This window comes from Veillonella infantium (assembly GCF_002959895.1).
In the GTDB taxonomy this organism is placed as follows: domain Bacteria; phylum Bacillota; class Negativicutes; order Veillonellales; family Veillonellaceae; genus Veillonella; species Veillonella infantium.
In genome coordinates this window covers 98603-121378 of record NZ_PPDD01000008.1, presented here as the reverse complement: position 1 = coordinate 121378, position 22776 = coordinate 98603, and the positions used below count along the sequence as shown (strand labels likewise).

Sequence of the window (22776 nt, the reverse complement as noted above, 5' to 3'; positions counted from 1 at the left end):
TAAGGAGAATTTTACTATGGACATTGCCCATCTGAAGTCGATGAACAAAACAATCGGTGCCAAGCAAACGTTGAAAAACATTGCACGAGGGACTGTGAAGTATGTGTTCGTAGGACATGATAGTGATGAAAGTGTAGTTGGACCTATACGAAATGCTTGTGCTGAACAGGGAATACCTGTGAATGACAAGCACACTATGGATGACCTTGGTCGTGCGTGTCGCATTAAGGTGCGGGCCACAGCGGTAGGCATCCTACGTTAATCTTGGTAATATCCGATGTAACACTTTGTTATGACGGATCAATTATAAATCTCAAATTTGGAAAGGAGGTGCCCAAATGCCAACAATTAATCAGCTAGTACGCAAAGGTCGCATGAGCTTGACTAAAAAATCTACAGCTCCAGCACTTCAAGAATCTCCACAAAAACGTGGTGTATGTACTCGTGTGTACACAGCTACTCCAAAGAAACCAAACTCCGCGCTTCGTAAAGTTGCCCGTGTACGTTTGACAAACGCTATTGAAGTAACTGCTTACATCCCAGGCATTGGTCACAATTTACAAGAACACAGTGTTGTACTTATCAGAGGCGGTCGTGTAAAAGACCTTCCAGGTGTGCGTTATCACATCGTTCGTGGTGCATTGGATACAGCTGGCGTACAAAACCGTATGCAAAGTCGTTCCAAATACGGCGCGAAAAAAGCTAAAAAATAATTTTAGCCATTAAACGAAACTAACACACATCATTATAAAGGAGGAATTGAACATGCCAAGAAAAGGCCCTGTTCCGAAACGTGATGTACTTCCAGATCCGGTGTACAACAGCAAATTAGTAACACGTTTCATTAACAAAGTTATGTACGATGGCAAAAAAGGCATTGCTGAAACTATCGTATATGATGCATTCGAAATTATTCGTTCCAAAATGGGTCAAGACCCAATGGAAGTTTTTGATCAAGCATTGAAAAATGTTATGCCTGTACTTGAAGTACGTGCTCGCCGTATCGGTGGTGCGAACTACCAAGTGCCAGTTGAAGTTCGTGCTGATCGCCGTCAAACACTCGGTATTCGCTGGGTTGTAAACTATGCTCGTCTTCGTGGTGAACGCACTATGAAAGAACGCTTAGCAGGCGAATTGATGGACGCTTTCAACAATGCAGGCGCTGCAATCAAGAAAAAAGAAGATACTCATAAAATGGCAGAAGCTAATAAAGCATTTGCTCATTATCGTTGGTAATAAGAGGTGACAACTGTGGCAAGAGAGTTTTCCCTAGCAAAAACTCGTAATATCGGTATCATGGCTCACATCGATGCTGGTAAAACAACAACTACAGAACGTATCCTCTACTATACAGGTATTGTTCACAAAATCGGCGAAGTACATGAAGGTGCTGCTACGATGGACTGGATGGCGCAAGAACAAGAACGTGGTATCACAATCACTTCTGCGGCGACAACATGTCACTGGAAAGATCATCGTATCAATATCATCGATACTCCTGGTCACGTTGACTTTACTGTAGAAGTAGAACGTTCTCTACGTGTACTTGATGGCTCCGTAGCGGTGTTCAGTGCTAAAGGTGGCGTTGAACCTCAATCCGAAACAGTATGGCGTCAAGCATCTAACTACGGCGTACCTCGTATCGCTTATGTAAATAAGATGGATACAGTAGGTGCTGACTTCTTCAACGTAGTTGATATGATGAAATCCCGTTTGGGTGCAAATTCCGTAGCTATCCAAGTGCCAATCGGCGCTGAAGATACTTTCGAAGGCATCATCGATTTGATGACTATGAAAGCGGAAATTTACAAATCCGATGACGGTAAAGAATATGAAATCACTGATATCCCAGCAGAATATCAAGAAGTAGCTGAAGCTCGTCGCGAAATGATGATCGATGCTATCGCTGAAACTGATGACGATATCATGATGAAATATTTGGAAGGTGAAGAAATCTCCATTGAAGAATTGAAAACAGCATTGCGTAAAGCGGTTATCGCTAACCAATTGTTCCCAGTTCTTTGTGGTTCTTCCTACAAAAACAAAGGTGTACAAATGTTGTTGGACGCTGTTGTAGATTATATGCCAGCTCCTATCGACATTCCAGCTATTAAAGGTGTCGTTCCTGGTACTGAAGAAGAAACAACTCGTCCTTCTTCCGATGAAGAGCCATTCTCCGCATTGGCATTCAAAATCATGGCTGACCCTTATGTTGGTAAATTAGCGTTCTTCCGTGTGTACTCCGGTACATTGGAATCCGGTTCCTACGTTTTCAACTCCACAAAAGGTAAGAAAGAACGTATTGGCCGTATTCTTCAAATGCACGCTAACACTCGTAAAGAAATCGACATGGTTTACGCTGGCGACATCGCTGCAGCTGTAGGCTTGAAAGATACTACTACTGGTGATACTCTTTGTGATGAAAAGAATCCTGTAATTCTTGAATCCATGGAGTTCCCTGAACCAGTTATCTCCGTTGCTGTTGAACCTAAAACAAAAGCTGACCAAGAAAAAATGGGTACAGCTCTTGCTCGTTTGGCAGAAGAAGATCCTACTTTCAAAGTTCGTACTGATGAAGAAACAGGTCAAACTATTATCTCCGGTATGGGCGAACTTCACTTGGATATCATCGTTGACCGTATGAACCGTGAATTCAAAGTAGAATGTAACGTAGGTAAACCTCAAGTAGCTTATCGCGAAACTATCCGTAAAGCTGTTAAAGCTGAAGGTAAATTCGTTCGTCAATCTGGTGGTCGTGGTCAATATGGTCACTGCTGGTTGGAATTAATTCCTCAAGAACCAGGTGCTGGCTTCGAATTTGAAAATAAGGTCGTAGGTGGTGCAATTCCTCGTGAATACATCGGACCTGTAGAAAACGGTGTTAAAGAAGCTATGGAATCCGGTGTTATCGCTGGTTATCCAATGGTTGACATCAAAGTTATCGTATTTGACGGCTCCTACCATGACGTTGACTCCAACGAAATGGCCTTCAAAATCGCTGGTTCCATGGGCTTTAAAGAAGGTGCTCGCAAAGCAGATCCTGCATTGCTTGAACCATATATGTCCGTAGAAGTAGACGTTCCTGAAGAATACATGGGCGACGTTATCGGTGACTTGAACTCCCGTCGTGGTCGCATGGACGGCATGGAAGCTCGTAATGGTAACCAACATATCAAAGCATATGTTCCATTGAGCGAAATGTTCGGTTACGCAACAGACCTTCGTTCCAAAACTCAAGGTCGCGGTAACTACTCCATGACATTCGATCATTACGAAGAAGTTCCTAAGAAAATTGCTGAAGAAATTCAAGCAAAGAAAAACGGTTAATCTTACATTAGATTAATAGAATTACTATTTTCCTCGGAGGATAATTTAAAATGGCAAAAGAAAAATTTGAACGTACGAAACCGCATGTTAACATCGGTACAATCGGTCACGTTGACCATGGTAAAACTACTTTGACTGCTGCAATCACTAAAGTATTGGCTGAAAAAGGCCAAGCTGATTTCCAAGATTACAGCATGATCGATAAAGCTCCAGAAGAACGTGAACGTGGTATCACAATCAACACTGCACACGTTGAGTATGAAACTGCTAACCGTCACTATGCACACGTTGACTGCCCAGGCCATGCTGACTATGTTAAAAACATGATCACTGGTGCAGCTCAAATGGACGGCGCTATCTTGGTATGTTCCGCAGCTGACGGCCCTATGCCTCAAACTCGCGAACACATCTTGTTGGCTCGCCAAGTTGGTGTTCCTGCAATCGTAGTATTCTTGAACAAAGCTGACATGGTTGACGACGAAGAATTGATTGAATTGGTAGAAATGGAAGTTCGTGAACTTCTTTCTTCCTACGAATTCCCTGGCGACGAAGTACCTATCGTTGTAGGTTCTGCGTTGAAAGCTTTGGAAGGCGATGCTCAATATGTAGCTAAAATCGACGAATTGATGGAAGCTGTAGACTCCTACATCCCAACTCCAGTTCGTGACACTGACAAACCTTTCTTGATGCCTGTGGAAGACGTATTCACAATCACTGGTCGTGGTACAGTAGCAACTGGCCGTGTTGAACGTGGTCAAGTAAACGTAGGCGACACAGTAGAAGTTGTAGGCTTGAAAGAAAAAGCTGAACAATACGTAGTAACTGGTCTTGAAATGTTCCGCAAAACTTTGGACTCTGCAGTAGCAGGTGACAACGTAGGTGCGTTGCTTCGTGGTGTTGACCGTAAAGACATCGAACGTGGTCAAGTATTGGCTAAACCAGGTTCCATCAAACCACACACAAAATTCAAAGCAGAAGTTTACGTATTGACTAAAGAAGAAGGTGGCCGTCATACTCCATTCTTCTCCAACTACCGTCCACAATTCTACTTCCGTACAACAGACGTAACAGGTGTTGTAAACCTTCCAGAAGGTGTAGAAATGTGTATGCCTGGCGATAACGTAACAATGGATATCGAATTGATCACTCCAATCGCTATCGAAGAAGGTCTTCGTTTCGCGATCCGCGAAGGTGGCCATACAGTAGGCGCTGGCGTTGTAACTGAAATCGAAGGTTAATTTAACCTTTTATGCTCATCGTAGTGATGCGTTGAGCACAATACATGCAGCATTCAGAGCGGCAGTAATGCCGCTCTAGTGTTGTGTTTTTAAACTATGAAGTAGAAGGTTGCCTCTGCGGAGGAGAATTTCTATGGAGCAGCCCATTCACGAAATGGACGACAGGAGGAATTATTAATAATGGCTAAACAGCAAAAAATCCGTATTCGCCTTAAGGCATACGACCACAAAGCTCTCGATCAAAGCGCTGCTAAGATCGTAGACACTGCAAAAAGAAATGGCGCTATGGTATCTGGTCCGATTCCATTGCCAACAGAAAAGAATATCTTCACAATTCTTCGTTCTGTACACGTAAACAAAGATTCTCGTGAACAATTCGAAATGCGTACACATAAACGCTTAATCGATATTCTTGAACCAAATTCGAAAACAGTAGATGCTATCACTCGTTTAGATTTACCAGCTGGTGTATCTATTGAAATAAAACTATAAGGAGGTGCGATAATGTCTAAAGCTATTTTGGGTAAAAAATTAGGAATGACTCAAGTCTTCACAGCTGAAGGCCAATTAGTTCCTGTAACAGTAGTGGAAACTACCCCAAGCGTTGTAGTGCGCGTTAAGACTGTTGAAACAGACGGCTACGAAGCAGTACAAATTGGTTACGGTTCCATTAAAGAAAAACATTTAACAAAACCTGTAAAAGGTCAGTTCGACAAAGCTGGCGTAGCTCCAGTTAAATATCTTCGCGAAGTTCGCGTAGCTAATGCAGCTGACTACACAGTAGGCCAAACTCTGGCAGCTGATATCTTCGCAGAAGGTGAATTGGTGGACGTAGTGGGTACAGGTAAAGGTAAGGGTTTTGCTGGCACAATTAAACGCCATAACTTCTCCCGTGGTCCTGAAACTCATGGTTCTAAATCTCACCGTGAACCTGGTTCCATCGGTCCTATGATCTCCGGTGGCGGCGGTAAGGTATACAAAGGTAAAAAACTCCCTGGACAAATGGGTGGTTACAGAGTTACCGTACAACGCTTATCCGTTGTGAAAGTTGATGCTGAACGTAACCTTTTATTGGTTAAAGGTGGTATCCCAGGCGCTAAAGGTAGCTTGGTTATGGTTCGCAACACGGTTAAACCTGTTAAATAATCATTTGTCGAAAGGAGGATTATGTAATGCCTACAGTAGCAACATATAATCAATCCGGCGTTAAAGTCGGTGAAATACAGTTAAACGATGCAGTATTCGGCGTTGAAGTAAACGAAGCCGTTATGCATCAAGCCGTAGTTCGTCAATTGTCTAACGAACGTCTCGGCACACATGCAACAAAAACTAGAGGTATGGTTCGTGGCGGTGGCCGCAAACCTTGGAAACAAAAAGGTACTGGTCGTGCACGTTCCGGTTCCAGCCGTTCTCCAATCTGGATTGGTGGCGGTACTACATTTGGTCCACAACCTCGCAGCTATTACAAAGCTATGCCTCGTAAGGCTAGACGTTTGGCAGTTAAATCTGCTCTTAGCGATAAAGTGAATAATAGCGAATTATACGTTTTGGAAGAAATCACATTAGCAGCTCCTAAAACTAAAGAAGTGTTGAACATTATCAATAGCTTCAACGTTGGTGATGCAAAAGTATTGTTCATCACAGAAGGTGATGTAAATGTTGAACGTTCCGCTCGCAACATCCAAGGTGTTAAAGCATTGGCTTGCGAAGGTATGAACATTTTCGATCTTCTTCATTACGATAAGCTCTTCATTACTAAAGGTGCTGTCGCAAAAATCGAGGAGGTACTTGGATAATGCAATTACATGATGTACTAATCCGCCCGGTTATTACCGAAAAATCCACTATGCTTATGGAAGAAGGCAAATACACTTTCCGTGTGCCTTTGACTGCAAATAAAGTGCAAATCCGTCAAGCAGTTGAAAAAATCTTCAATGTAAAAGTAGAAAAAGTAGCTACTATTCGTGTTTTAGGCAAAACTAAACGCATGGGTCGTACACAAGGTAAACGTAGCGATTACAAAAAAGCTATCGTTACTTTGAAAGCTGGCGAATCCATTGAATTCTTTGAAGGTGTCTAAGAGTCTAGTTGTAAGGAGGCCCACTAATGGCAATTAAATCATTTAAACCGTACTCCGCTGGTCGCCGGTTTATGACAGTATCCGCCTTCGACGAAATCACAGCAAGCAAACCAGAAAAATCTTTGCTAGCTAAGATTTCTCAAAAAGGTGGTCGTAACAATACTGGTAAAATGACAGTTCGTCACCAAGGTGGCGGTCATAAACGTCAATATCGTATTATTGACTTCAAACGTACTAAAGATAATATTCCAGCTAAAGTAGCAACAATCGAGTATGATCCTAACCGTTCTTCTCGTATCGCTTTGCTTAACTACGCTGATGGTGAAAAACGCTACATTTTAGCTCCTAACGGTCTAAAAGTTGGTGACGTTGTATTCTCCGGTCCTGAGTCCGATATTAAACCTGGTAACTGCTTACCATTGGCTAATATTCCAGACGGTACACAAATCCACAATATCGAATTAAAAATCGGTAAAGGTGGCCAAATCGTTCGTTCCGCTGGTACATCTGCTCAATTGATGGGTAAAGATAATGGCTATGCTATTCTTCGTTTACCATCTGGTGAAATGCGTCGTGTTCGTCAAGAGTGCCGTGCAACAGTAGGTGTTGTTGGTAACGCTGACCACAGCAACCTTGTAATTGGTAAAGCTGGTCGTCATCGTTGGATGGGCGTTCGCCCTGGCAACCGTGGTGTTGTAATGAACCCTTGTGACCATCCACATGGTGGTGGTGAAGGTAAATCTCCTGTTGGTCGTAAACATCCTGTTACACCTTGGGGCAAACCAGCACATGGTGTTAAAACTCGCGACAAGAAAAAAGCTTCTAATAGCTTAATCATTAAACGTCGTACAAAATAGGATAAAGGAAAGGAGATAAAATAGTGTCCAGATCTATTAAAAAAGGCCCTTTCGTAGCAGATCATTTGCTTAAGAAAGTTGAAGCTTTAAACGAAACTAACGAAAAGAAAGTTGTAAAAACCTGGTCCCGTGCCTCTACTATTATCCCAAGTTTTGTAGGCCACACAATTGCTGTGCATGATGGTCGCAAACATGTACCTGTATTCATTACAGAAGATATGGTAGGTCATAAATTAGGTGAGTTCGCTCCTACACGTACTTTTAAAGGTCATGGTAAGGACGAAAAATCTACAGGCAAAAAATAGGAGGAAATAATACATGGAAGCAAAAGCAATCGCTAGACATATCCGAATCGCGCCTCGTAAAATCCGTATCGTTGCAGATTTAGTGCGCGGTAAAAACATCGGCGAAGCATTTGCCATCTTGAAGTTCACTCCGAAAGTTGGCGCTGATGTAGTAGAAAAAGTTATGCGTTCTGCAATCGCAAACGCTGAACATAATTTCGATATGAATGTTGACAATCTTTACGTATCCGAGATCTTCGTTGATCAAGGCCCTACATTAAAACGCATTCATCCTCGTTCCCGTGGTCAAGCTTTCAAAATTTTGAAACGCACTAGCCATGTAACAGTAGTAGTTAAAGAAAGAGCTTAAGAAGGAGGGAAACAGAGTGGGTCAAAAAGTTAATCCACACGGTTTGCGTGTCGGTATCGTAAAAGATTGGGACGCAAAATGGTATGCAGATAAAGATTTCGCTGCTAATCTTCATGAAGACGTAAAAATTCGTAACTTCTTGAAAGAAACCCTTTTCATTGCTGGTATTTCCCGCATTGAAATCGAGCGTACAAATAAACGTATTAAATTGACTATCCACACTGCAAAACCAGGTATGGTTATCGGTCGTGGTGGTGCTGGTATCGAAGATATCAAAAAAGCAATGACTCGTTTCACTGACAAACAAGTGGACGTTAACATCGCAGAAATTAAACAAGCAGACATGGACGCAACTTTAGTTGCTGAAAACATTGCTGGCCAATTGGAACGCCGTATCGGTTTCCGTCGTGCAATGAAACAAGCTGTAGGTCGTACAATGCGCTTAGGTGCAAAAGGTATCAAAATCATGGTAAGCGGTCGTCTTGGCGGCGCTGAAATCGCTCGTAGCGAATCCTACCGTGAAGGTTCTATTCCTTTGCATACACTTCGTGCAGACATCGACTACGGTACTGCTGAAGCTCATACAACATATGGTTGTATCGGCATTAAAGTATGGATTTACAAAGGTGAAGTTTTGCCAGAAGCAAAACAACCTGCTAAGAAGGAAGAAGGTGGCAAGTAATGCTTATTCCAAAGCGCGTAAAACATCGTAAGCAATTCCGCGGCCGTATGAAAGGTCGTGCTATGCGCGGTAATACAGTGTCTCATGGTGAGTTCGGCTTGGTAGCATGCGAACCATCTTGGATCACTAACCGTCAAATCGAAGCTGCCCGTATTGCTATGACTCGTTATATCAAACGTGGTGGTAAAGTATGGATTAAAATTTTCCCTGACAAACCAATCACAGCTAAACCAGCTGGTACTCGTATGGGTTCCGGTAAAGGTTCTCCTGAATACTGGGTAGCAGTAGTTAAACCAGGTCGTGTAATGTTTGAAATGGACGGTGTGCCAGAAGCTACAGCTCGTGAAGCTATGCGTCTTGCAAGCCATAAACTTCCAATCAAATGCAAATTTGTTGTTAAGGGTAAAGAATTGGGTGGTGACGTAAATGAAGGTTAATGACATTCGCAATATGAGCGCTGCCGAAATGGAACAAAAAGTTTCCGGTCTTAAGGAAGAGTTATTTAACCTCCGTTTTCAGCTTGCAACAGGTCAATTAGAAAATCCTATGCGCATTCGTGAAGTTAAGAAGACAATCGCTCGTATTAAAACTGTACAACGTGAAGTTGAACTTAAATCTGAAAACGCATAATAACAGATTTGTTAAAGGTTGAAAAGGAGGCTTAAAATCGTGGCAGAAGAAAGAAACGTACGTAAAGTCCGCGTAGGTAAAGTTGTTAGCGACAAAATGAATAAAACTGTTGTTGTTGCTGTAGAACGTAAAGTACCTCACGCATTATATAATAAGCCAATGGTTAGCACTAAACGCTTCAAAGCTCATGATGAAAATAATGAGTGCCAAATTGGCGATACAGTTAAAATTGTAGAAACTCGTCCACTTTCTAAAGATAAATGTTGGAGAGTTGTTCAAATTCTTGAAAGACAAAAATAAGAGTGATGTAAGGAGGAATAGACGATGATCCAGCAACAAACAATTTTGAATGTTGCCGACAACACTGGTGCAAAACGTATTATGTGTATCCAAGTCATGGGCGGTTCTTATCGCAAATTCGGCAATATCGGTGACGTAATCGTTGCTTCTGTAAAAGATGCATCACCCGGTGGCGTTGTCAAGAAAGGCGACGTAGTCAAAGCTGTTATTGTTCGTTCTAAAAAAGGTATCCGCCGTCAAGACGGTTCCTATATCCGTTTCGATGAAAACGCAGCAGTAGTAATTAAAGACGATAAAACCCCTCGTGGTACTCGTATTTTCGGACCTGTAGCAAGAGAACTTCGTGAAAAAGACTTCATGAAAATTGTTTCCTTGGCTCCAGAAGTATTATAAGAAGGAGGAACGCAGCATATGGCTAAACTACAAATCAAAAAAGGCGATACAGTTGTTGTTATCTCCGGTAAAGATAAAGGTAAGCAAGGTACAGTTATTGCAACTGAACCTAAAAAAGAACGCGTATTTGTTGAAGGCGTTAACACTGTAAAACGTCACACAAAACCTTCTCAAGCTAACCCACAAGGCGGCATCGTTACTAAAGAAGCTGGTATCCATGTTTCTAACGTAATGGTTGTTGACCCAGAAACTAAAACAGCTACTCGTATCAAAAAAGTTGAAGGCAAAGACGGTAAATTCGTTCGCGCTACAGTTAAATCTGGTACAGTACTTAAATAATCAGGAAAGGAGGAGCTAAATAAATGTCTCGTTTATTTGAACAATACAACTCTGAAATTAAAAAGAGTTTGCAAGAAAAATTCCAATACGGCAACGTTATGGAAATCCCTAAATTGGAAAAAATCGTTATCAACATCGGCGTTGGTGATGCAGTAGGCAATGCAAAAGCATTGGAAGCAGCAGTTAATGATTTGACTATCATCGCTGGTCAAAAACCTGTAATCACAAAAGCAAAAAAATCCATTGCGAACTTTAAAGTTCGTGAAGGTATGGCGTTGGGTACAAAAGTTACTCTTCGTGGCGAACGCATGTATGAATTCCTCGACAAATTGATCAATGCGGCATTACCTCGTGTACGTGACTTCCGCGGTATCAGCGCAACAGCATTTGATGGCCGTGGTAACTACGCTTTGGGTCTTAAAGAACAGCTCATCTTCCCTGAGATCGAATATGATCAAGTAGAACGTGTTACTGGTATGGATATCATCGTAGTAACAACTGCTAAAACAGATGAAGAAGCTCGTGAATTGTTGACTCAATTCGGTATGCCTTTTGAAAAATAATAGGAGGAACATATAGATGGCTAAAAAATCTATGATTGAACGCGAAAAGAAACGCGCTAAAATCGTTGAAAAATATGCAGCTAAACGTGCAGCGTTAAAAGCAGCAGGTGATTATGAAGGCTTGTCCAAATTACCAGCAAATGCATCCCCAACACGCTTACACAACCGTTGCAACTTAACTGGTCGTCCTCACGGCTATATGCGCAAATTCGGTATCAGCCGTATTGCGTTCCGTGAATTGGCGTACAAAGGACAAATTCCTGGTGTTAAAAAAGCCAGCTGGTAATATTAGACGAGAGGAGGTTTTTAGATTATGGTAATGACCGATCCTATCGCGGATATGCTTACGCGCATCCGTAATGCAAATGCTGCACTTCATGAAACGGTAAACATTCCTGCATCTAGAATGAAAGCAGCTGTTCTTGACATCCTTTTACAAGAAGGTTTCGTAAAGAACGTAGAAAAAGAAGAAAACACTTTAAAAGTAACTTTGAAATATGGTTCCAATAACGAAAAAGTTATTACAGGAATTAAACGTATTTCCAAACCTGGTTTACGTGTTTACGCGAAAAAGGAAGAACTTCCTCGTGTACTTGGTGGTTTGGGTATCGCAGTTATTTCTACATCCAAAGGCGTTATGAGCGACAAACAAGCTCGTAAAGAAGGTCTTGGTGGCGAAGTAATCGCATACGTTTGGTAATAGTAGCAATAGGAGGTAGAAATAATGTCACGTATCGGTAGAATGCCTATCGAGATCCCTGCAGGCGTTACTGTTACATATGATAACCATCATATGAACGTAAAAGGTCCTAAAGGTGAATTATCTCGCGATTTGCATCCAGATATGAATATCACTGTTGAAGGTAACACAATTACAGTAGCTCGTCCTTCCGACAATAAAGCTCATCGTTCCCTTCACGGTTTGACTCGCGCTCTTGTTGCTAATATGGTAACAGGCGTATCTGAAGGATTCACAAAAACTCTTGAAATCAACGGTGTTGGTTACAGAGCGGCTAAACAAGGCAATAAATTAGCTCTTACACTTGGCTTCTCTCATCCAGTAGAAATGGAAGCTCCAGCTGGTATTACAATTGAAGTTCCAGCTCCTAACAAAATCGTTGTTTCTGGTGCAGACAAAGAAGTTGTAGGCGCAGTAGCAGCTGATATCCGTAAATGGAGAAAACCAGAACCTTACAAAGGTAAAGGTATCCGCTATGAAGGCGAAGTTGTTCGTCGTAAAGCTGGTAAAGCTGGTGCAAAAGGTAAATAGTAATATCATCTATATGAATGAAAGGAGTGAATATCTTGCCTCGTAAATCTAGTAGAAACATCGCTCGAGCAAAACGTCATCTTCGTATTCGCCGTCACATCTCTGGTACGGCAACTTGCCCACGTTTGAACGTATTCCGTTCTTTAGGCAACATCTATGCTCAAGTTATCGATGACGTAGCAGGTACAACTTTGGTAGCTGCTAGCTCTTTAGATAAAGATTTGAACTTGTCCTATGGTGGTAACGTAGCTGCTGCTAAAGCTGTTGGTGAAGCAGTTGCTAAAAAAGCTATCGCTAAAGGTATTGACACAGTAGTGTTTGACCGTGGTGGTTACATTTACCACGGCCGCGTAGCAGCCCTTGCAGAAGGTGCTCGTGAAGCAGGCTTAAAATTCTAAGAAGGAGGAACTATAGACATGGCGAGAATTGACTACACCAGTCTTGATCTTAAAGAAAGAGTAGTATTCATCAACCGCGTAGCCAAAGTAGTTAAAGGCGGTCGTCGTTTTTCCTTCAGCGCTCTTGTAGTTGTTGGTGATGGCAACGGTTATGTAGGCGTTGGCTTAGGTAAAGCAGCGGAAGTACCAGAAGCAATTCGCAAAGGTATCGATGATGCTAAGAAAAATATTGTAAACGTAGCAATTAAAAATGGTACAATCCCTCACAGCGTAACAGGCGTATTCGGCGCAGGCCGCGTATTCTTGAAACCAGCTGCTGAAGGTACTGGCGTTATCGCTGGTGGCCCTGTTCGTGCCGTATTGGAATTAGTAGGTGTTCGTAACATCTTGACTAAATCTTTGGGCTCTTCTAACCCTAACAATATGGTTCGCGCTACAATCGAAGGTTTGAAAGATTTGAAACGCGCTAGCGAAGTTGCAGAACTTCGTGGTAAAACCGTTGAAGAAATCTATAACGCGTAATAAGGAGACAAGAAATGGCACAAGTTAAAGTAACATTAACAAGAAGCTTAATCGGTCGTCCTGAAGATCAACGCGCGACAGTTAAAGCTTTGGGCTTGAAAAAAACTAATTCTCAAGTTGTAAAAGAAGTAACACCTCAAATCGAAGGTATGCTTCACAAAGTTAGACATTTAGTAAAAGTTGAAGAAGTTTAATACTGATAAGGAGGTGCACTGAATGAAACTTCATGAATTACAACCAGCTGCTGGTTCCAAAAAAGCTCGTACTCGTGTAGGCCGTGGTTTAGGTTCTGGCTTGGGTAAAACATCTGGTCGTGGTCAAAAAGGTCAAAACTCCCGTTCTGGCGGTGGCGTTCGCTCCGGTTTTGAAGGCGGCCAAATGCCTCTTTATCGTCGTTTACCAAAACGTGGTTTCAACAACGTTTTTGCTAAACAATATGCTGAAGTTAACGTAGAACAATTGAACCGTTTTGAAGACGGTGCAACAGTTGATCCAGTAGCTCTTATTGAAGCTGGCATTTTGAAAAATGTACGCGATGGCATTCGTATTTTAGGTAACGGTACATTGGAAACTAAAAACTTAACTGTTATCGCTAATGGCTTCACTAAATCTGCTGAAGAAAAAATTACAGCAGCAGGCGGAAAAGTAGAGGTGATCTAGGGTGCTAGATAGCCTCTCGAACATCTTTAAGATTACCGAACTACGTAATAAGATTCTTTATACATTAATGATGTTTGCTATCTTTAGAGCTGGTATTCACATTCCTGTTCCAGGTGTTGATGCATCTGTTATCGAATCCTTGTTTACATCCGGTAACCTATTCGGTCTATTAGACTTGTTTGCTGGTGGTGCGCTTAGTAAGTTCTCTATCTTTGCGATGAGTATTACACCTTACATCAATGCTTCCATCATCATGCAACTGCTTCAGGCTGTGGTTCCTCAGTTTGAAGCATGGAGTAAAGATGGTGAAGACGGGCGTAAGAAAATAGCGAAGGTAACTCGTTATGGCACCGTAGTTCTCGGCTTTGTACAAGCCGCAGGCATGGCATTTGCTCTTAGAGCAAACAACGCTTTGGTAAATAATGATTTCCTTAGTGTATTCGTTGTGGCCATCATCCTAACAGCAGGCACATGCTTGTTGATGTGGATTGGTGAACAAATCACAGCATATGGTATAGGTAATGGTATTTCCTTGATCATCTTTGCTGGTATCGTAGCTCGATTACCTGATGGTTTAGAAACTATTTATCAATATATCCAAAACGGAACAATCAATATGTTCCAAGCATTCTTATTTGCTGTAATTGCTCTTGCGATGATTGCTGTCGTAGTTGCAGTTACACAAGGCCAACGTCGTATTCCGATTCAATATGCTAAACGCGTAGTAGGTCGTAAAATGTACGGTGGTCACTCTACATTCTTGCCGTTGAAAGTTAATCAGGCAGGTGTAATCCCAATTATCTTTGCGTCATCTGTGTTGATGTTCCCTGTGACGATTGCGCAATTTATTGACAATGAATATGTTCATAAAGCTGCGGATCTCTTTACATGGGGTACGCCGTTACAAACGGCATTGTATGCATTATTGATTTTTATCTTTACGTATTTCTATACTGCAATCTCTATCAACATTACAGATATGGCAGATAATATGAAAAAATACGGTGGTTTTATCCCAGGTATTCGTGCGGGTAAACCAACTGCTGATTATGTGGATAACGTGATGACCAAGATCACTTTGGCTGGCGCTGTATTCTTAGCTGTCGTTGCTATTATACCGAATTTCCTCGGTAGCATTACCGGCGTCCAAGGCGTATACTTTGGTGGTACGGCTCTTCTCATCGTTGTAGGTGTAGCGCTTGATACAATGCAACAAATTGAGTCGCTCATGGTAACACGCCACTATAAAGGCTTTGTGAAATAGGAGGGAAACAATATGTATATTCTATTAATGGGACCTCCTGGTGCTGGTAAAGGCACTCAGGCAGCTCGACTTATTGAAAAATACGGTATTCCCCAAATTTCAACAGGTGATATGTTCCGCGCTGCGATTAAGAACGAAACACCTCTTGGAGTTGAGGCTAAGAAATACATCGATGCTGGTCAATTGGTACCAGACAGTGTAACTGTTGGTATCGTACGTGATCGCTTGGTGAAAGATGACTGCAAATCTGGATTTATTCTTGATGGATTCCCAAGAACTACAGCGCAAGCTGTGTCCTTGGACGCAATCCTTAAAGAATTAGGAATTTCTTTGGACGCTGTACTTAACTTAAACGTTCCTTCCGAGGAATTAGTTAAACGTATTAGCGAACGAGCTGTTCTAGAAAATCGTGCTGATGATAACCCTGAAACAGTACAGAAACGTTTAGCTGTGTACGAAGAATCTACTAAACCTTTAATCGACTACTATCGCAATAGCGGTTTATATGAAGAAATTAATGGTTTACAAGATGTAGACGCAGTATTTGCTGACATCATTAAGGCTTTGGAGAAATAATCCATGATTATTTTGAAATCGTCCCATGAAATTGAATGTATCCGCAAGGCAAGTAAGCTTACAGCAGACACGTTGTCCTTGTTAGTAGAAAAGGCTAAACCTGGCATCACGACGCTTGAGTTAGATACAATTGCCGAAGAATATATTCGCAGCCACGGTGGTATACCAAGTTGTAAAGGGTACTATGGATTCCCTGCTACAATCTGTGCTTCTATCAATGATGAAGTTGTTCATGGTATTCCGAGCGCTAAGCGTAAGCTTAAAAACGGTGATGTCCTCAGTATTGATCTTGTATCATCTATTGATGGATATCACGGCGATTCGGCTGTGACGATTCCTATCGGTCACGTCAAACCTGATGTGATGAAATTGTTAAAAGTTACAGAAGAAAGTCTGTTCAAGGGAATTGAACAAGTGAAAGTTGGCAACCGTATCGGTGCTATCGGTCATGCTGTTCAAACGTATTGCGAGAAACATGGTTACGGTGTCGTTCGCGACTTCGTAGGTCATGGTTTAGGCCGCGAAATGCATGAAGATCCACAAATACCAAACTATGGTAGTCCTGACCAAGGACCTCTTATGAAACCTGGTATGGTATTGTGTATCGAACCGATGATTACTCTAGGTACACATCGTGTTCGTGTATTAGGGGATGACTGGACAGCAGTTACCGTAGATGGTAAACCTGCTGCTCATTTCGAACATACAGTGGTTGTTACAGAAAACGGCCCTGAAATATTAACCATGCGTGATGAACCGCGGTTAATTAAATAAAACAGGTAACCGGAGGAAAAGATATGTCAAAAGAAGACGTTATTGAGGTGGAAGGTACGGTAGTTGAGGCTTTACCGAATGCCATGTTCCAAGTTGAATTGGAAAATGGTCATATCGTATTGGCTCATGTGTCAGGTAAAATGCGTATGAATTTTATCCGTATTCTTCCTGGTGATAAAGTTACTATGGAACTGACACCGTATGACTTAAATCGTGGTCGCATCACCTATCGCTTCAAATAAGCATAGGGTCCACAAAGGAGGTACTAATGAAGGTTCAACCATCAGTTAAAAAGATATGCGAAAAATGTAAAATCATTAAACGCAAAGGCCGTGTAATGGTTATTTGCGAAAATCCAAAACATAAACAAAAACAAGGATAATCTGATAGGAGGTGGATGATTAGATGGCACGTATCGCCGGTGTAGATTTACCTCGTGATAAACGAGTGGAAATTGGTTTAACTTATATTTATGGTATTGGTCCAACTTTAGCATCTGAAATCATTGCTAAAACTGGCATCAATCCTGACACACGTGTTCGTGATCTTTCTGAAGATGAAGTAGCGAAAATCCGTGAATTGTTAGATGCTGATTACAAAGTTGAAGGTGACCTTCGTCGTGAAGAAGCTCTTAACATTAAACGCTTAATTGAAATCAACTCCTATCGAGGCAAACGTCATCGTATGGGTTTACCACTTCGTGGTCAACGTACTAAAACGAATGCACGTACTCGCAAAGGTCCTAGAAAAGCAATTGCTGGTAAAAAGAAATAAGATAAAGGAGGGATAAAGCGTGGCTAAAAAAGTTGTTAGAACTAAAAGAAAAGAAAAGAAACATATTGAATCCGGTGCGGCTCATATTCGTTCTACATTCAATAACACTATCGTAACTTTGACAGATACAAACGGTAACGCGTTGTCTTGGGCTTCCGCTGGTGGCTTGGGCTTCCGTGGTTCCCGTAAATCCACTCCATTTGCTGCTCAAATGGCTGCTGAACAAGCTGCTAAAGCTGCAATGGAACATGGTCTTCGCACTGTTGAAGTATTCGTAAAAGGTCCTGGATCCGGCCGTGAAGCTGCAATCCGTGCTTTACAAGCTGCAGGTCTTGAAGTTACTTCCATTAAAGACGTAACTCCAATTCCTCACAATGGTTGTCGCCCTCCAAAACGCCGTCGTGTATAATTTATAGCGGCCGATTTGATACGGTGCTATAATTAAACTATGAACGTGTGTTGTATAGGAGGATGTTCCTGATGAGCGAAGAAAAGAAACTTAAAATCGAGAAAGTGGACATCGCCGAAGGCGGTCGCTATGGTAAGTTCGTATGTGAACCATTAGACCGTGGTTATGGTATCACTCTCGGTAATAGCTTACGCAGAATTTTGCTTTCATCCTTGGATGGGGCAGCTATCACCTCTATCAAAATTGATGGAGTTCTTCATGAGTTCTCTACTATTCCTGGTATTCGCGAAGACGTTACGGATATCATCCTTAACTTAAAGCAATTGTGCATCAAAGTTGAAGAAGATGTTCAATTACCTTTGGAAGTTCATTTTGACTTCCAAAAGGACGGCGTATTGACAGCTGCTGACTTAGCTGAGCAATTCCCACCAGAAGTAGAAGTATTGAATCCTGATCTAGTGATTGCGACAATGGATGAGACAGCTCATCTCGTAATGGACGTAGTAATCGAACGTGGCAAAGGTTACGTTCCTTCCACGAAGAATAAAAAAGATACAGATGTAATCGGTTGTATTCCAATCGATTCCATCTTCTCCCCAATTCTTCGTGCCAAATACGAAGTGAGTGATGTTCGTGTAGGCAATGAAATGGACTTTGACAAACTTACATTAGAAGTTTGGACTGATGGTTCCATTACTGCTGCTGATGCAGTAGCAAAATCTGCTGCCATTATGATTGGTTATTTAGGGAACTTCACTAAATTAGCGCACTCTGCAGATGTTGTAGATGTAAACACAGGTGAAGGCGGTATCGTTGTTGATCCAGTAGGTTCCGATAATGAAGAACCAGCTGTAGATGACGGCCCAGCAAAGATTTCCATCGATGAGTTGGAACTCTCTGTTCGTGCATATAACTGCTTGAAACGTGCTGGCATTAATACAATTGCAGATTTGCTAGACAAAACCATTGATGACTTAGGAAAAGTTCGCAATTTAGGCAAAAAATCCATCGATGAAATTGAGGAAAAACTCAACAATCATCCAGGTGGTTTTCAACTTAAACAAAAAGGCGAATAAGGAGGAAGACGAATGTACAGAAAATTAGGCCGCGACAGCTCCGCTCGTAAAGCGTTGTTCCGTAGCATGTTAACATCTTTCTTCCAATATGAGCGTATTGAAACTACAGAAGCTAAAGCGAAAGAACTTCGCTCTTTAGCTGATCAAATGGTAACTTTGGCTAAACGTGGTGATCTTCATGCACGTCGCCAAGTTCTTGCGTACCTCATGGATGAAAGCGTAGTAAAAAAATTGTTTGATACAATTGCTCCAAAATATGCAGACCGTCAAGGTGGTTACACTCGTGTAATCAAAACTGGTCTTCGCAAAGGTGACGCTGCACCTTTGGCTATTATCGAGTTAGTTTAATCAAACTCATACGGTGTTGTAACTTATGTTGCAGCACCGTTTTTTTATTGTCAATTTTATGGTACAATCGATTAGTATAATATCGTAATATGTTAGCAGTTATCGTAATATTGAATATGTATTGTTAACCGTAAAGGGGTTTACTTTCATAGAAACGAAATTGACTAGAAAGATATGAGGTTATCCATGAATGAAAAAGACATTATGATTGACGTCAATCATATGAGTCATATTTATAGTGATGAAAATGGCAATGATGTACATGCACTAAATGATGTGAGTTTATCCATCAAGCGTGGTGAGTTTGTTTGTATTATCGGTACTAATGGTAGTGGTAAAAGTACACTAGCCAAGCATTTCAACGTGTTATTACAACCTAGTGAAGGGTATATCAATGTATGTGGCTATGATACGCGTGATGAAGAACATATTTGGGATATACGCCAACATGTAGGTATGGTGTTCCAAAATCCGGATAACCAAATTGTGGCAGCTGTCGTAGAAGAAGATGTTGCCTTTGGTCCAGAAAATCTTGGAATTCCTAGTGCTGAAATTAGAAAACGTGTCGATGCAGCATTAGAGGCTGTTAATATGACTGAATATAGAGAGCATGGTCCTCATTTGTTGTCTGGTGGTCAAAAGCAACGTATCGCTATTGCTGGCGTACTTGCCATGAAACCTGATTGTATCGTTCTTGATGAACCAACGGCTATGCTTGATCCAAAAGGTCGTCGTGAGGTATTAGAGACAGTTCATAAACTCAATAAAGAAGAAGGTATCACTATCGTGTACATTACACATTTTATGGAGGAAGCTGTCACAGCTGATCGTGTAGTAGTTATGAAAAATGGTGTGAAATTACATGATGGCACTCCTCGTGAAATCTTCAGTCATGTAGATACCTTAAAAGGTCTTGGCCTTGATGTTCCTGTGGCGTCTGAAATTGCTTTTAAATTAAATGAAAAAGGTTATGAGATTGGTAAAAGTATCATCAATAATGAAGAATTAGCAGTAGGTCTTAAACATTCTAAATTAGCTGACCAACTACTAGATAATCATAATGTAGGTGCTAAAACTATTAGCTCTCCTACCAATGAAGATGTAAATGCAGTAAGAGGGGAGGGCACACACTAATGGCGATTGTATTAGATAATATTACTTATACTTATGGTGTAGGTACTCCATTTGAAAAGACAGCCCTTCACGGTGTATCTCTTACTATTGAAAACGGTGAGTTTTTAGGCATCATTGGTCATACCGGCTCTGGTAAATCTACCTTTGTACAACATTTAAATGGCTTATTACACCCTACAACAGGAACGGTTACCGTTAATGGCGTAGATATTAGTGCTTCTACGGAGGAAGCTAAAAAGATGCGCCATAAGGTAGGCATGGTTTTCCAATATCCAGAACATCAGTTGTTTGAAGAAACTATTGCTGAAGATATTGCTTTTGGTCCTAAAAATTTAGGCCTCAGTGCTGATGAAGTAGATGAACGGGTACGGGAGGCAATGAAATTTGTAGGTCTTGATTACGACACCTACGCAGAGCGCTCTCCATTCCATCTATCTGGTGGACAAATGCGCCGTGTTGCCATCGCTGGTGTAGTGGCTATGAATCCAGATTTCCTAGTCCTTGATGAGCCATCTGCAGGCCTTGACCCATTTGGTCGTGAAGAAATCTTTGAAGAGATCATTCGACTTCATAAAGAAAAGGGGATTACAGTAATCCTTGTATCTCACAATATGGAAGATATTTCGCGCATGGCATCTCGCCTTGTAGTCCTTGATAAAGGTCGCATCGTTCTCGATGGAGAGCCGATGGATATCTTTAATAATCATCGCGATGAGTTACAGGCTGTTGGTGTAGACGTACCACCAGTATCCGTAACTATGGAGTATTTGCGTGAACAGGGACTAGATGTATCTAACCGTGTATTATCCGTGGATGATGCAGTACAAGCCATTCTAGAAGGAGGTAGCCATGTTAAATAACATTACTATTGGGCAATACTTCCCAGGAAACTCCTTCTTGCATCGCATGGATCCTCGTGCCAAGATTATTGCTACAACTATCTTTGTGGTAGCTATCTTCCTAGCAAATTCTCCTCTTGCGTATGGCTTGGTAGGGGCATTTACCATCTTTGCTATGCTGTTATCAAGATTGCCATTACGCTTGATGTGGTCAGCTATTAAACCACTTTGGATTATTATTGTATTTACTATGGGTATTCATATCTTTACGACCCCAGGTAATTCACTTTTCCAATGGGGCGTTATTAATATTACAGATCAAGGCTTAGCTATGGGTCTACAAATGGCGGCACGATTAATCTTTTTAATCTTATTCTCCTCCCTATTGACCTATACGACATCACCAATTCGTTTGACTGATGGTATTGAGCATTTGCTAAACCCATTCCGTTGTATTGGCGTACCTGCTCATGAATTGGCTATGATGATGACCATTGCATTGCGTTTCATTCCTACTTTATTGGATGAAACAGATCGTATTATGAAAGCTCAATCTGCTCGTGGTGCAGACTTTGTAACAGGGTCTATCATTCAACGGGCAAAAAATATGGTACCTTTGTTGGTTCCTTTATTCATTAGTGCATTTAGACGTGCTGATGAACTGGCTATTGCTATGGAAGCGCGTTGCTATCGAGGTGGTGTAAACCGTACGCGTATGAAGGAACTACAAGTTACCTATGTTGATTATATTGGCGTCGGTGCTGTTATTTTGATTACCATTGTACTCATCGTTTTATGGTGGCTTGATCTATGAGAAATATACGAATCATAGTTGCTTATGACGGCACCGATTTGGCAGGCTATCAGAAGCAACCTGATGATAAGGGCTTAACCGTACAAGGTTGCTTAGAATATGGATTATCTAAAATTTGTAATGAACCCATACAAATCTATGGAGCTTCTAGAACAGATGCAGGGGTACATGCGAAGTTTCAAGTATGTACGTTCCAAACATCTGGATCTATACCAGTAGAAAATATTCCTCGTGCTATGATTGCACATATTCCAAAGGATATCGTTGTTCTTGAAGCCGTGGAAATTCCACTTGATTGGAAGCCACGCTGGAATATATACGGTAAAGAGTATGTATATACGATTCATAATCAGCTTATTGCTAATCCTTTGACAAAACGATACCATTGGCATGTTAAGAAGCCTCTTAATATCGACCTCATGCAAGCTGCAGGCAATGAATTATTAGGCACCCATGACTTTACTACCTTAAAGGGGACGAATTCAACACCTGCTGATCCGGTAAAAACAATTATAGGAATTCATGTAGAGGCAGAAGGCTCTCATGTTACCATTTCTGTAGTGGGGGATGGGTTCTTATACCACATGGTTCGCAATATTGCAGGGCTCCTCGTCGATGTAGGCCTTGGAAGACGCAAGGTGGAGGATATCAAGGGCTATTTGGCCGCTAAAGATCGTCGTGTTATAGGTAAAACGGCGCCAGCCCAAGGGTTATGTTTAGAGGAGATATTCTTTACGAAAGAACGTCAGCAAGAGGTGTTACAGAATAAATATTCTATATAATTTTGTATAGACTGCATTCTTCTAGAATTTATTTAAAACGATAACTATTAATACTAAAAGGATACTACTTAGC

The 22776-nt window shown here is 41.5% G+C and carries 39 protein-coding genes; all 39 read left to right on the top strand.

Features of this window, described 5'->3' with window-relative positions:
* Positions 1 to 16: 16 nt before the first annotated feature.
* Positions 17 to 262, top strand: a complete 246-nt coding sequence (locus VCHSUH03_RS04500) for a ribosomal L7Ae/L30e/S12e/Gadd45 family protein (RefSeq protein WP_005385487.1) — start codon at positions 17 to 19, stop codon at positions 260 to 262.
* 76 nt (positions 263 to 338) lie between these two features.
* Positions 339 to 713 carry a 30S ribosomal protein S12 gene (gene rpsL / locus VCHSUH03_RS04495; RefSeq protein WP_004693554.1) on the top strand — a complete coding sequence of 125 codons (375 nt, stop codon included), beginning with the start codon at positions 339 to 341 and terminating at the stop codon, positions 711 to 713.
* Positions 714 to 765: 52 nt separating this feature from the next.
* Positions 766 to 1236 carry a 30S ribosomal protein S7 gene (gene rpsG, locus VCHSUH03_RS04490; protein ID WP_004693556.1) on the top strand — a complete coding sequence of 157 codons (471 nt, stop codon included), beginning with the start codon at positions 766 to 768 and terminating at the stop codon, positions 1234 to 1236.
* A gap of 15 nt (positions 1237 to 1251) precedes the next feature.
* A complete protein-coding gene (gene fusA, locus VCHSUH03_RS04485; RefSeq protein ID WP_105083569.1) occupies positions 1252 to 3327 on the top strand; it encodes an elongation factor G in 2076 nt (691 codons plus the stop codon).
* A 50-nt stretch (positions 3328 to 3377) separates the two neighbouring features.
* Positions 3378 to 4565: an elongation factor Tu gene (gene tuf / locus VCHSUH03_RS04480; protein WP_105084924.1), complete on the top strand. Its 1188-nt coding sequence runs from the start codon at positions 3378 to 3380 to the stop codon at positions 4563 to 4565.
* Between the two features lie 180 nt (positions 4566 to 4745).
* On the top strand, positions 4746 to 5057 hold the full coding sequence (rpsJ, locus tag VCHSUH03_RS04475) for a 30S ribosomal protein S10 (RefSeq protein ID WP_004695100.1): 312 nt from the start codon (positions 4746 to 4748) through the stop codon (positions 5055 to 5057).
* A gap of 12 nt (positions 5058 to 5069) precedes the next feature.
* Positions 5070 to 5711, top strand: coding sequence for a 50S ribosomal protein L3 (rplC, locus tag VCHSUH03_RS04470; protein WP_004695102.1), 642 nt, complete (start codon positions 5070 to 5072; stop codon positions 5709 to 5711).
* 26 nt (positions 5712 to 5737) lie between these two features.
* The gene (gene rplD, locus VCHSUH03_RS04465; protein ID WP_005377066.1) at positions 5738 to 6361 is read left to right on the top strand and encodes a 50S ribosomal protein L4; all 624 of its coding nucleotides are present in this window, start codon (positions 5738 to 5740) and stop codon (positions 6359 to 6361) included.
* The gene (gene rplW, locus VCHSUH03_RS04460; protein ID WP_004695108.1) at positions 6361 to 6645 is read left to right on the top strand and encodes a 50S ribosomal protein L23; all 285 of its coding nucleotides are present in this window, start codon (positions 6361 to 6363) and stop codon (positions 6643 to 6645) included. The genes rplD and rplW overlap by 1 nt, the downstream gene beginning before the upstream one ends.
* Positions 6646 to 6671: 26 nt before the next feature.
* Entirely contained in the window at positions 6672 to 7502 is an 831-nt protein-coding gene (gene rplB / locus VCHSUH03_RS04455; protein ID WP_005385496.1) for a 50S ribosomal protein L2, read from the top strand.
* A 23-nt stretch (positions 7503 to 7525) separates the two neighbouring features.
* Entirely contained in the window at positions 7526 to 7807 is a 282-nt protein-coding gene (gene rpsS / locus VCHSUH03_RS04450; protein ID WP_060923779.1) for a 30S ribosomal protein S19, read from the top strand.
* A 13-nt stretch (positions 7808 to 7820) separates the two neighbouring features.
* Complete coding sequence (gene rplV / locus VCHSUH03_RS04445; RefSeq protein WP_004695112.1) at positions 7821 to 8156, top strand: 50S ribosomal protein L22; 336 nt, start codon at positions 7821 to 7823, stop codon at positions 8154 to 8156.
* A 16-nt stretch (positions 8157 to 8172) separates the two neighbouring features.
* A complete protein-coding gene (gene rpsC / locus VCHSUH03_RS04440) occupies positions 8173 to 8838 on the top strand; it encodes a 30S ribosomal protein S3 (RefSeq protein ID WP_009351281.1) in 666 nt (221 codons plus the stop codon).
* On the top strand, positions 8838 to 9275 hold the full coding sequence (gene rplP / locus VCHSUH03_RS04435; protein ID WP_004695114.1) for a 50S ribosomal protein L16: 438 nt from the start codon (positions 8838 to 8840) through the stop codon (positions 9273 to 9275). The genes rpsC and rplP overlap by 1 nt, the downstream gene beginning before the upstream one ends.
* Positions 9265 to 9468, top strand: a complete 204-nt coding sequence (rpmC, locus tag VCHSUH03_RS04430; RefSeq protein ID WP_004695115.1) for a 50S ribosomal protein L29 — start codon at positions 9265 to 9267, stop codon at positions 9466 to 9468. Before rplP ends, rpmC begins: the two co-directional genes overlap by 11 nt.
* A gap of 39 nt (positions 9469 to 9507) precedes the next feature.
* Positions 9508 to 9768, top strand: coding sequence for a 30S ribosomal protein S17 (rpsQ, locus tag VCHSUH03_RS04425; RefSeq protein ID WP_105094184.1), 261 nt, complete (start codon positions 9508 to 9510; stop codon positions 9766 to 9768).
* A gap of 24 nt (positions 9769 to 9792) precedes the next feature.
* Positions 9793 to 10161: a 50S ribosomal protein L14 gene (gene rplN, locus VCHSUH03_RS04420; protein WP_004695117.1), complete on the top strand. Its 369-nt coding sequence runs from the start codon at positions 9793 to 9795 to the stop codon at positions 10159 to 10161.
* 18 nt (positions 10162 to 10179) lie between these two features.
* Positions 10180 to 10500: a 50S ribosomal protein L24 gene (gene rplX / locus VCHSUH03_RS04415; protein ID WP_004695118.1), complete on the top strand. Its 321-nt coding sequence runs from the start codon at positions 10180 to 10182 to the stop codon at positions 10498 to 10500.
* Between the two features lie 23 nt (positions 10501 to 10523).
* Entirely contained in the window at positions 10524 to 11063 is a 540-nt protein-coding gene (gene rplE, locus VCHSUH03_RS04410; RefSeq protein WP_024065152.1) for a 50S ribosomal protein L5, read from the top strand.
* Between the two features lie 16 nt (positions 11064 to 11079).
* Entirely contained in the window at positions 11080 to 11349 is a 270-nt protein-coding gene (gene rpsN / locus VCHSUH03_RS04405) for a 30S ribosomal protein S14 (RefSeq protein ID WP_005377140.1), read from the top strand.
* Positions 11350 to 11376: 27 nt separating this feature from the next.
* Positions 11377 to 11763: a 30S ribosomal protein S8 gene (gene rpsH / locus VCHSUH03_RS04400; protein ID WP_004695128.1), complete on the top strand. Its 387-nt coding sequence runs from the start codon at positions 11377 to 11379 to the stop codon at positions 11761 to 11763.
* A gap of 24 nt (positions 11764 to 11787) precedes the next feature.
* Complete coding sequence (gene rplF / locus VCHSUH03_RS04395) at positions 11788 to 12333, top strand: 50S ribosomal protein L6 (RefSeq protein WP_039968986.1); 546 nt, start codon at positions 11788 to 11790, stop codon at positions 12331 to 12333.
* A 17-nt stretch (positions 12334 to 12350) separates the two neighbouring features.
* Complete coding sequence (gene rplR, locus VCHSUH03_RS04390) at positions 12351 to 12731, top strand: 50S ribosomal protein L18 (protein ID WP_050781715.1); 381 nt, start codon at positions 12351 to 12353, stop codon at positions 12729 to 12731.
* Positions 12732 to 12749: 18 nt separating this feature from the next.
* Positions 12750 to 13253, top strand: coding sequence for a 30S ribosomal protein S5 (rpsE, locus tag VCHSUH03_RS04385; RefSeq protein ID WP_004695136.1), 504 nt, complete (start codon positions 12750 to 12752; stop codon positions 13251 to 13253).
* Between the two features lie 14 nt (positions 13254 to 13267).
* A complete protein-coding gene (rpmD, locus tag VCHSUH03_RS04380; RefSeq protein ID WP_004695138.1) occupies positions 13268 to 13447 on the top strand; it encodes a 50S ribosomal protein L30 in 180 nt (59 codons plus the stop codon).
* 22 nt (positions 13448 to 13469) lie between these two features.
* Positions 13470 to 13913: a 50S ribosomal protein L15 gene (gene rplO / locus VCHSUH03_RS04375; RefSeq protein WP_060923780.1), complete on the top strand. Its 444-nt coding sequence runs from the start codon at positions 13470 to 13472 to the stop codon at positions 13911 to 13913.
* 1 nt (position 13914) lies between these two features.
* Positions 13915 to 15177, top strand: coding sequence for a preprotein translocase subunit SecY (secY, locus tag VCHSUH03_RS04370; protein ID WP_105084922.1), 1263 nt, complete (start codon positions 13915 to 13917; stop codon positions 15175 to 15177).
* Between the two features lie 12 nt (positions 15178 to 15189).
* Positions 15190 to 15753, top strand: a complete 564-nt coding sequence (locus VCHSUH03_RS04365; RefSeq protein ID WP_005385513.1) for an adenylate kinase — start codon at positions 15190 to 15192, stop codon at positions 15751 to 15753.
* Between the two features lie 3 nt (positions 15754 to 15756).
* Positions 15757 to 16527 (top strand): type I methionyl aminopeptidase, encoded by a 771-nt coding sequence (gene map / locus VCHSUH03_RS04360; RefSeq protein WP_105094183.1) that lies wholly within the window; start codon positions 15757 to 15759, stop codon positions 16525 to 16527.
* Between the two features lie 23 nt (positions 16528 to 16550).
* Positions 16551 to 16769: a translation initiation factor IF-1 gene (gene infA, locus VCHSUH03_RS04355; RefSeq protein ID WP_004695147.1), complete on the top strand. Its 219-nt coding sequence runs from the start codon at positions 16551 to 16553 to the stop codon at positions 16767 to 16769.
* Positions 16770 to 16795: 26 nt separating this feature from the next.
* The gene (gene rpmJ, locus VCHSUH03_RS04350) at positions 16796 to 16909 is read left to right on the top strand and encodes a 50S ribosomal protein L36 (protein WP_004695148.1); all 114 of its coding nucleotides are present in this window, start codon (positions 16796 to 16798) and stop codon (positions 16907 to 16909) included.
* Between the two features lie 23 nt (positions 16910 to 16932).
* Positions 16933 to 17301 (top strand): 30S ribosomal protein S13, encoded by a 369-nt coding sequence (rpsM, locus tag VCHSUH03_RS04345; RefSeq protein ID WP_004695149.1) that lies wholly within the window; start codon positions 16933 to 16935, stop codon positions 17299 to 17301.
* A 19-nt stretch (positions 17302 to 17320) separates the two neighbouring features.
* Positions 17321 to 17710 (top strand): 30S ribosomal protein S11, encoded by a 390-nt coding sequence (rpsK, locus tag VCHSUH03_RS04340; protein WP_004695151.1) that lies wholly within the window; start codon positions 17321 to 17323, stop codon positions 17708 to 17710.
* 71 nt (positions 17711 to 17781) lie between these two features.
* Complete coding sequence (locus VCHSUH03_RS04335) at positions 17782 to 18786, top strand: DNA-directed RNA polymerase subunit alpha (RefSeq protein WP_105094182.1); 1005 nt, start codon at positions 17782 to 17784, stop codon at positions 18784 to 18786.
* Positions 18787 to 18798: 12 nt separating this feature from the next.
* Positions 18799 to 19134 carry a 50S ribosomal protein L17 gene (gene rplQ / locus VCHSUH03_RS04330; protein WP_004695155.1) on the top strand — a complete coding sequence of 112 codons (336 nt, stop codon included), beginning with the start codon at positions 18799 to 18801 and terminating at the stop codon, positions 19132 to 19134.
* 186 nt (positions 19135 to 19320) lie between these two features.
* Positions 19321 to 20268, top strand: a complete 948-nt coding sequence (locus tag VCHSUH03_RS04325) for an energy-coupling factor transporter ATPase (RefSeq protein WP_105094181.1) — start codon at positions 19321 to 19323, stop codon at positions 20266 to 20268.
* Entirely contained in the window at positions 20268 to 21128 is an 861-nt protein-coding gene (locus tag VCHSUH03_RS04320) for an energy-coupling factor transporter ATPase (protein WP_105094180.1), read from the top strand. The genes VCHSUH03_RS04325 and VCHSUH03_RS04320 overlap by 1 nt, the downstream gene beginning before the upstream one ends.
* Positions 21118 to 21921, top strand: a complete 804-nt coding sequence (locus VCHSUH03_RS04315) for an energy-coupling factor transporter transmembrane component T family protein (protein ID WP_105094179.1) — start codon at positions 21118 to 21120, stop codon at positions 21919 to 21921. The genes VCHSUH03_RS04320 and VCHSUH03_RS04315 overlap by 11 nt, the downstream gene beginning before the upstream one ends.
* Entirely contained in the window at positions 21918 to 22703 is a 786-nt protein-coding gene (gene truA, locus VCHSUH03_RS04310; protein ID WP_105094178.1) for a tRNA pseudouridine(38-40) synthase TruA, read from the top strand. The genes VCHSUH03_RS04315 and truA overlap by 4 nt, the downstream gene beginning before the upstream one ends.
* Positions 22704 to 22776 lie beyond the last annotated feature (73 nt).

Excerpts from the sequence above, each read along its gene's own strand:
- rplN (WP_004695117.1), top strand. The coding sequence starts at position 9,793 with ATGATCCAGCAACAAACAATTTTGAATGTTGCCGACAACACTGGTGCA.
- rplR (WP_050781715.1), top strand. The coding sequence starts at position 12,351 with ATGAAAGGAGTGAATATCTTGCCTCGTAAATCTAGTAGAAACATCGCT.
- rpmD (WP_004695138.1), top strand. The coding sequence starts at position 13,268 with ATGGCACAAGTTAAAGTAACATTAACAAGAAGCTTAATCGGTCGTCCT.
- rpsM (WP_004695149.1), top strand. The coding sequence starts at position 16,933 with ATGGCACGTATCGCCGGTGTAGATTTACCTCGTGATAAACGAGTGGAA.
- rplQ (WP_004695155.1), top strand. The coding sequence starts at position 18,799 with ATGTACAGAAAATTAGGCCGCGACAGCTCCGCTCGTAAAGCGTTGTTC.
- rpsH (WP_004695128.1), top strand. The coding sequence starts at position 11,377 with ATGGTAATGACCGATCCTATCGCGGATATGCTTACGCGCATCCGTAAT.
- rpsN (WP_005377140.1), top strand. The coding sequence starts at position 11,080 with ATGGCTAAAAAATCTATGATTGAACGCGAAAAGAAACGCGCTAAAATC.
- VCHSUH03_RS04315 (WP_105094179.1), top strand. The coding sequence starts at position 21,118 with ATGTTAAATAACATTACTATTGGGCAATACTTCCCAGGAAACTCCTTC.
- rplC (WP_004695102.1), top strand. The coding sequence starts at position 5,070 with ATGTCTAAAGCTATTTTGGGTAAAAAATTAGGAATGACTCAAGTCTTC.
- map (WP_105094183.1), top strand. The coding sequence starts at position 15,757 with ATGATTATTTTGAAATCGTCCCATGAAATTGAATGTATCCGCAAGGCA.
- rpsJ (WP_004695100.1), top strand. The coding sequence starts at position 4,746 with ATGGCTAAACAGCAAAAAATCCGTATTCGCCTTAAGGCATACGACCAC.
- rpmJ (WP_004695148.1), top strand. The coding sequence starts at position 16,796 with ATGAAGGTTCAACCATCAGTTAAAAAGATATGCGAAAAATGTAAAATC.
- rpsG (WP_004693556.1), top strand. The coding sequence starts at position 766 with ATGCCAAGAAAAGGCCCTGTTCCGAAACGTGATGTACTTCCAGATCCG.
- rplW (WP_004695108.1), top strand. The coding sequence starts at position 6,361 with ATGCAATTACATGATGTACTAATCCGCCCGGTTATTACCGAAAAATCC.
- truA (WP_105094178.1), top strand. The coding sequence starts at position 21,918 with ATGAGAAATATACGAATCATAGTTGCTTATGACGGCACCGATTTGGCA.
- rplF (WP_039968986.1), top strand. The coding sequence starts at position 11,788 with ATGTCACGTATCGGTAGAATGCCTATCGAGATCCCTGCAGGCGTTACT.
- rpsE (WP_004695136.1), top strand. The coding sequence starts at position 12,750 with ATGGCGAGAATTGACTACACCAGTCTTGATCTTAAAGAAAGAGTAGTA.
- rplE (WP_024065152.1), top strand. The coding sequence starts at position 10,524 with ATGTCTCGTTTATTTGAACAATACAACTCTGAAATTAAAAAGAGTTTG.
- rplD (WP_005377066.1), top strand. The coding sequence starts at position 5,738 with ATGCCTACAGTAGCAACATATAATCAATCCGGCGTTAAAGTCGGTGAA.
- rplB (WP_005385496.1), top strand. The coding sequence starts at position 6,672 with ATGGCAATTAAATCATTTAAACCGTACTCCGCTGGTCGCCGGTTTATG.
- rpmC (WP_004695115.1), top strand. The coding sequence starts at position 9,265 with ATGAAGGTTAATGACATTCGCAATATGAGCGCTGCCGAAATGGAACAA.
- rplX (WP_004695118.1), top strand. The coding sequence starts at position 10,180 with ATGGCTAAACTACAAATCAAAAAAGGCGATACAGTTGTTGTTATCTCC.
- rplV (WP_004695112.1), top strand. The coding sequence starts at position 7,821 with ATGGAAGCAAAAGCAATCGCTAGACATATCCGAATCGCGCCTCGTAAA.
- VCHSUH03_RS04365 (WP_005385513.1), top strand. The coding sequence starts at position 15,190 with ATGTATATTCTATTAATGGGACCTCCTGGTGCTGGTAAAGGCACTCAG.
- VCHSUH03_RS04320 (WP_105094180.1), top strand. The coding sequence starts at position 20,268 with ATGGCGATTGTATTAGATAATATTACTTATACTTATGGTGTAGGTACT.
- VCHSUH03_RS04325 (WP_105094181.1), top strand. The coding sequence starts at position 19,321 with ATGAATGAAAAAGACATTATGATTGACGTCAATCATATGAGTCATATT.
- infA (WP_004695147.1), top strand. The coding sequence starts at position 16,551 with ATGTCAAAAGAAGACGTTATTGAGGTGGAAGGTACGGTAGTTGAGGCT.
- VCHSUH03_RS04500 (WP_005385487.1), top strand. The coding sequence starts at position 17 with ATGGACATTGCCCATCTGAAGTCGATGAACAAAACAATCGGTGCCAAG.
- VCHSUH03_RS04335 (WP_105094182.1), top strand. The coding sequence starts at position 17,782 with ATGAGCGAAGAAAAGAAACTTAAAATCGAGAAAGTGGACATCGCCGAA.
- rpsL (WP_004693554.1), top strand. The coding sequence starts at position 339 with ATGCCAACAATTAATCAGCTAGTACGCAAAGGTCGCATGAGCTTGACT.
- rplP (WP_004695114.1), top strand. The coding sequence starts at position 8,838 with ATGCTTATTCCAAAGCGCGTAAAACATCGTAAGCAATTCCGCGGCCGT.
- tuf (WP_105084924.1), top strand. The coding sequence starts at position 3,378 with ATGGCAAAAGAAAAATTTGAACGTACGAAACCGCATGTTAACATCGGT.
- rplO (WP_060923780.1), top strand. The coding sequence starts at position 13,470 with ATGAAACTTCATGAATTACAACCAGCTGCTGGTTCCAAAAAAGCTCGT.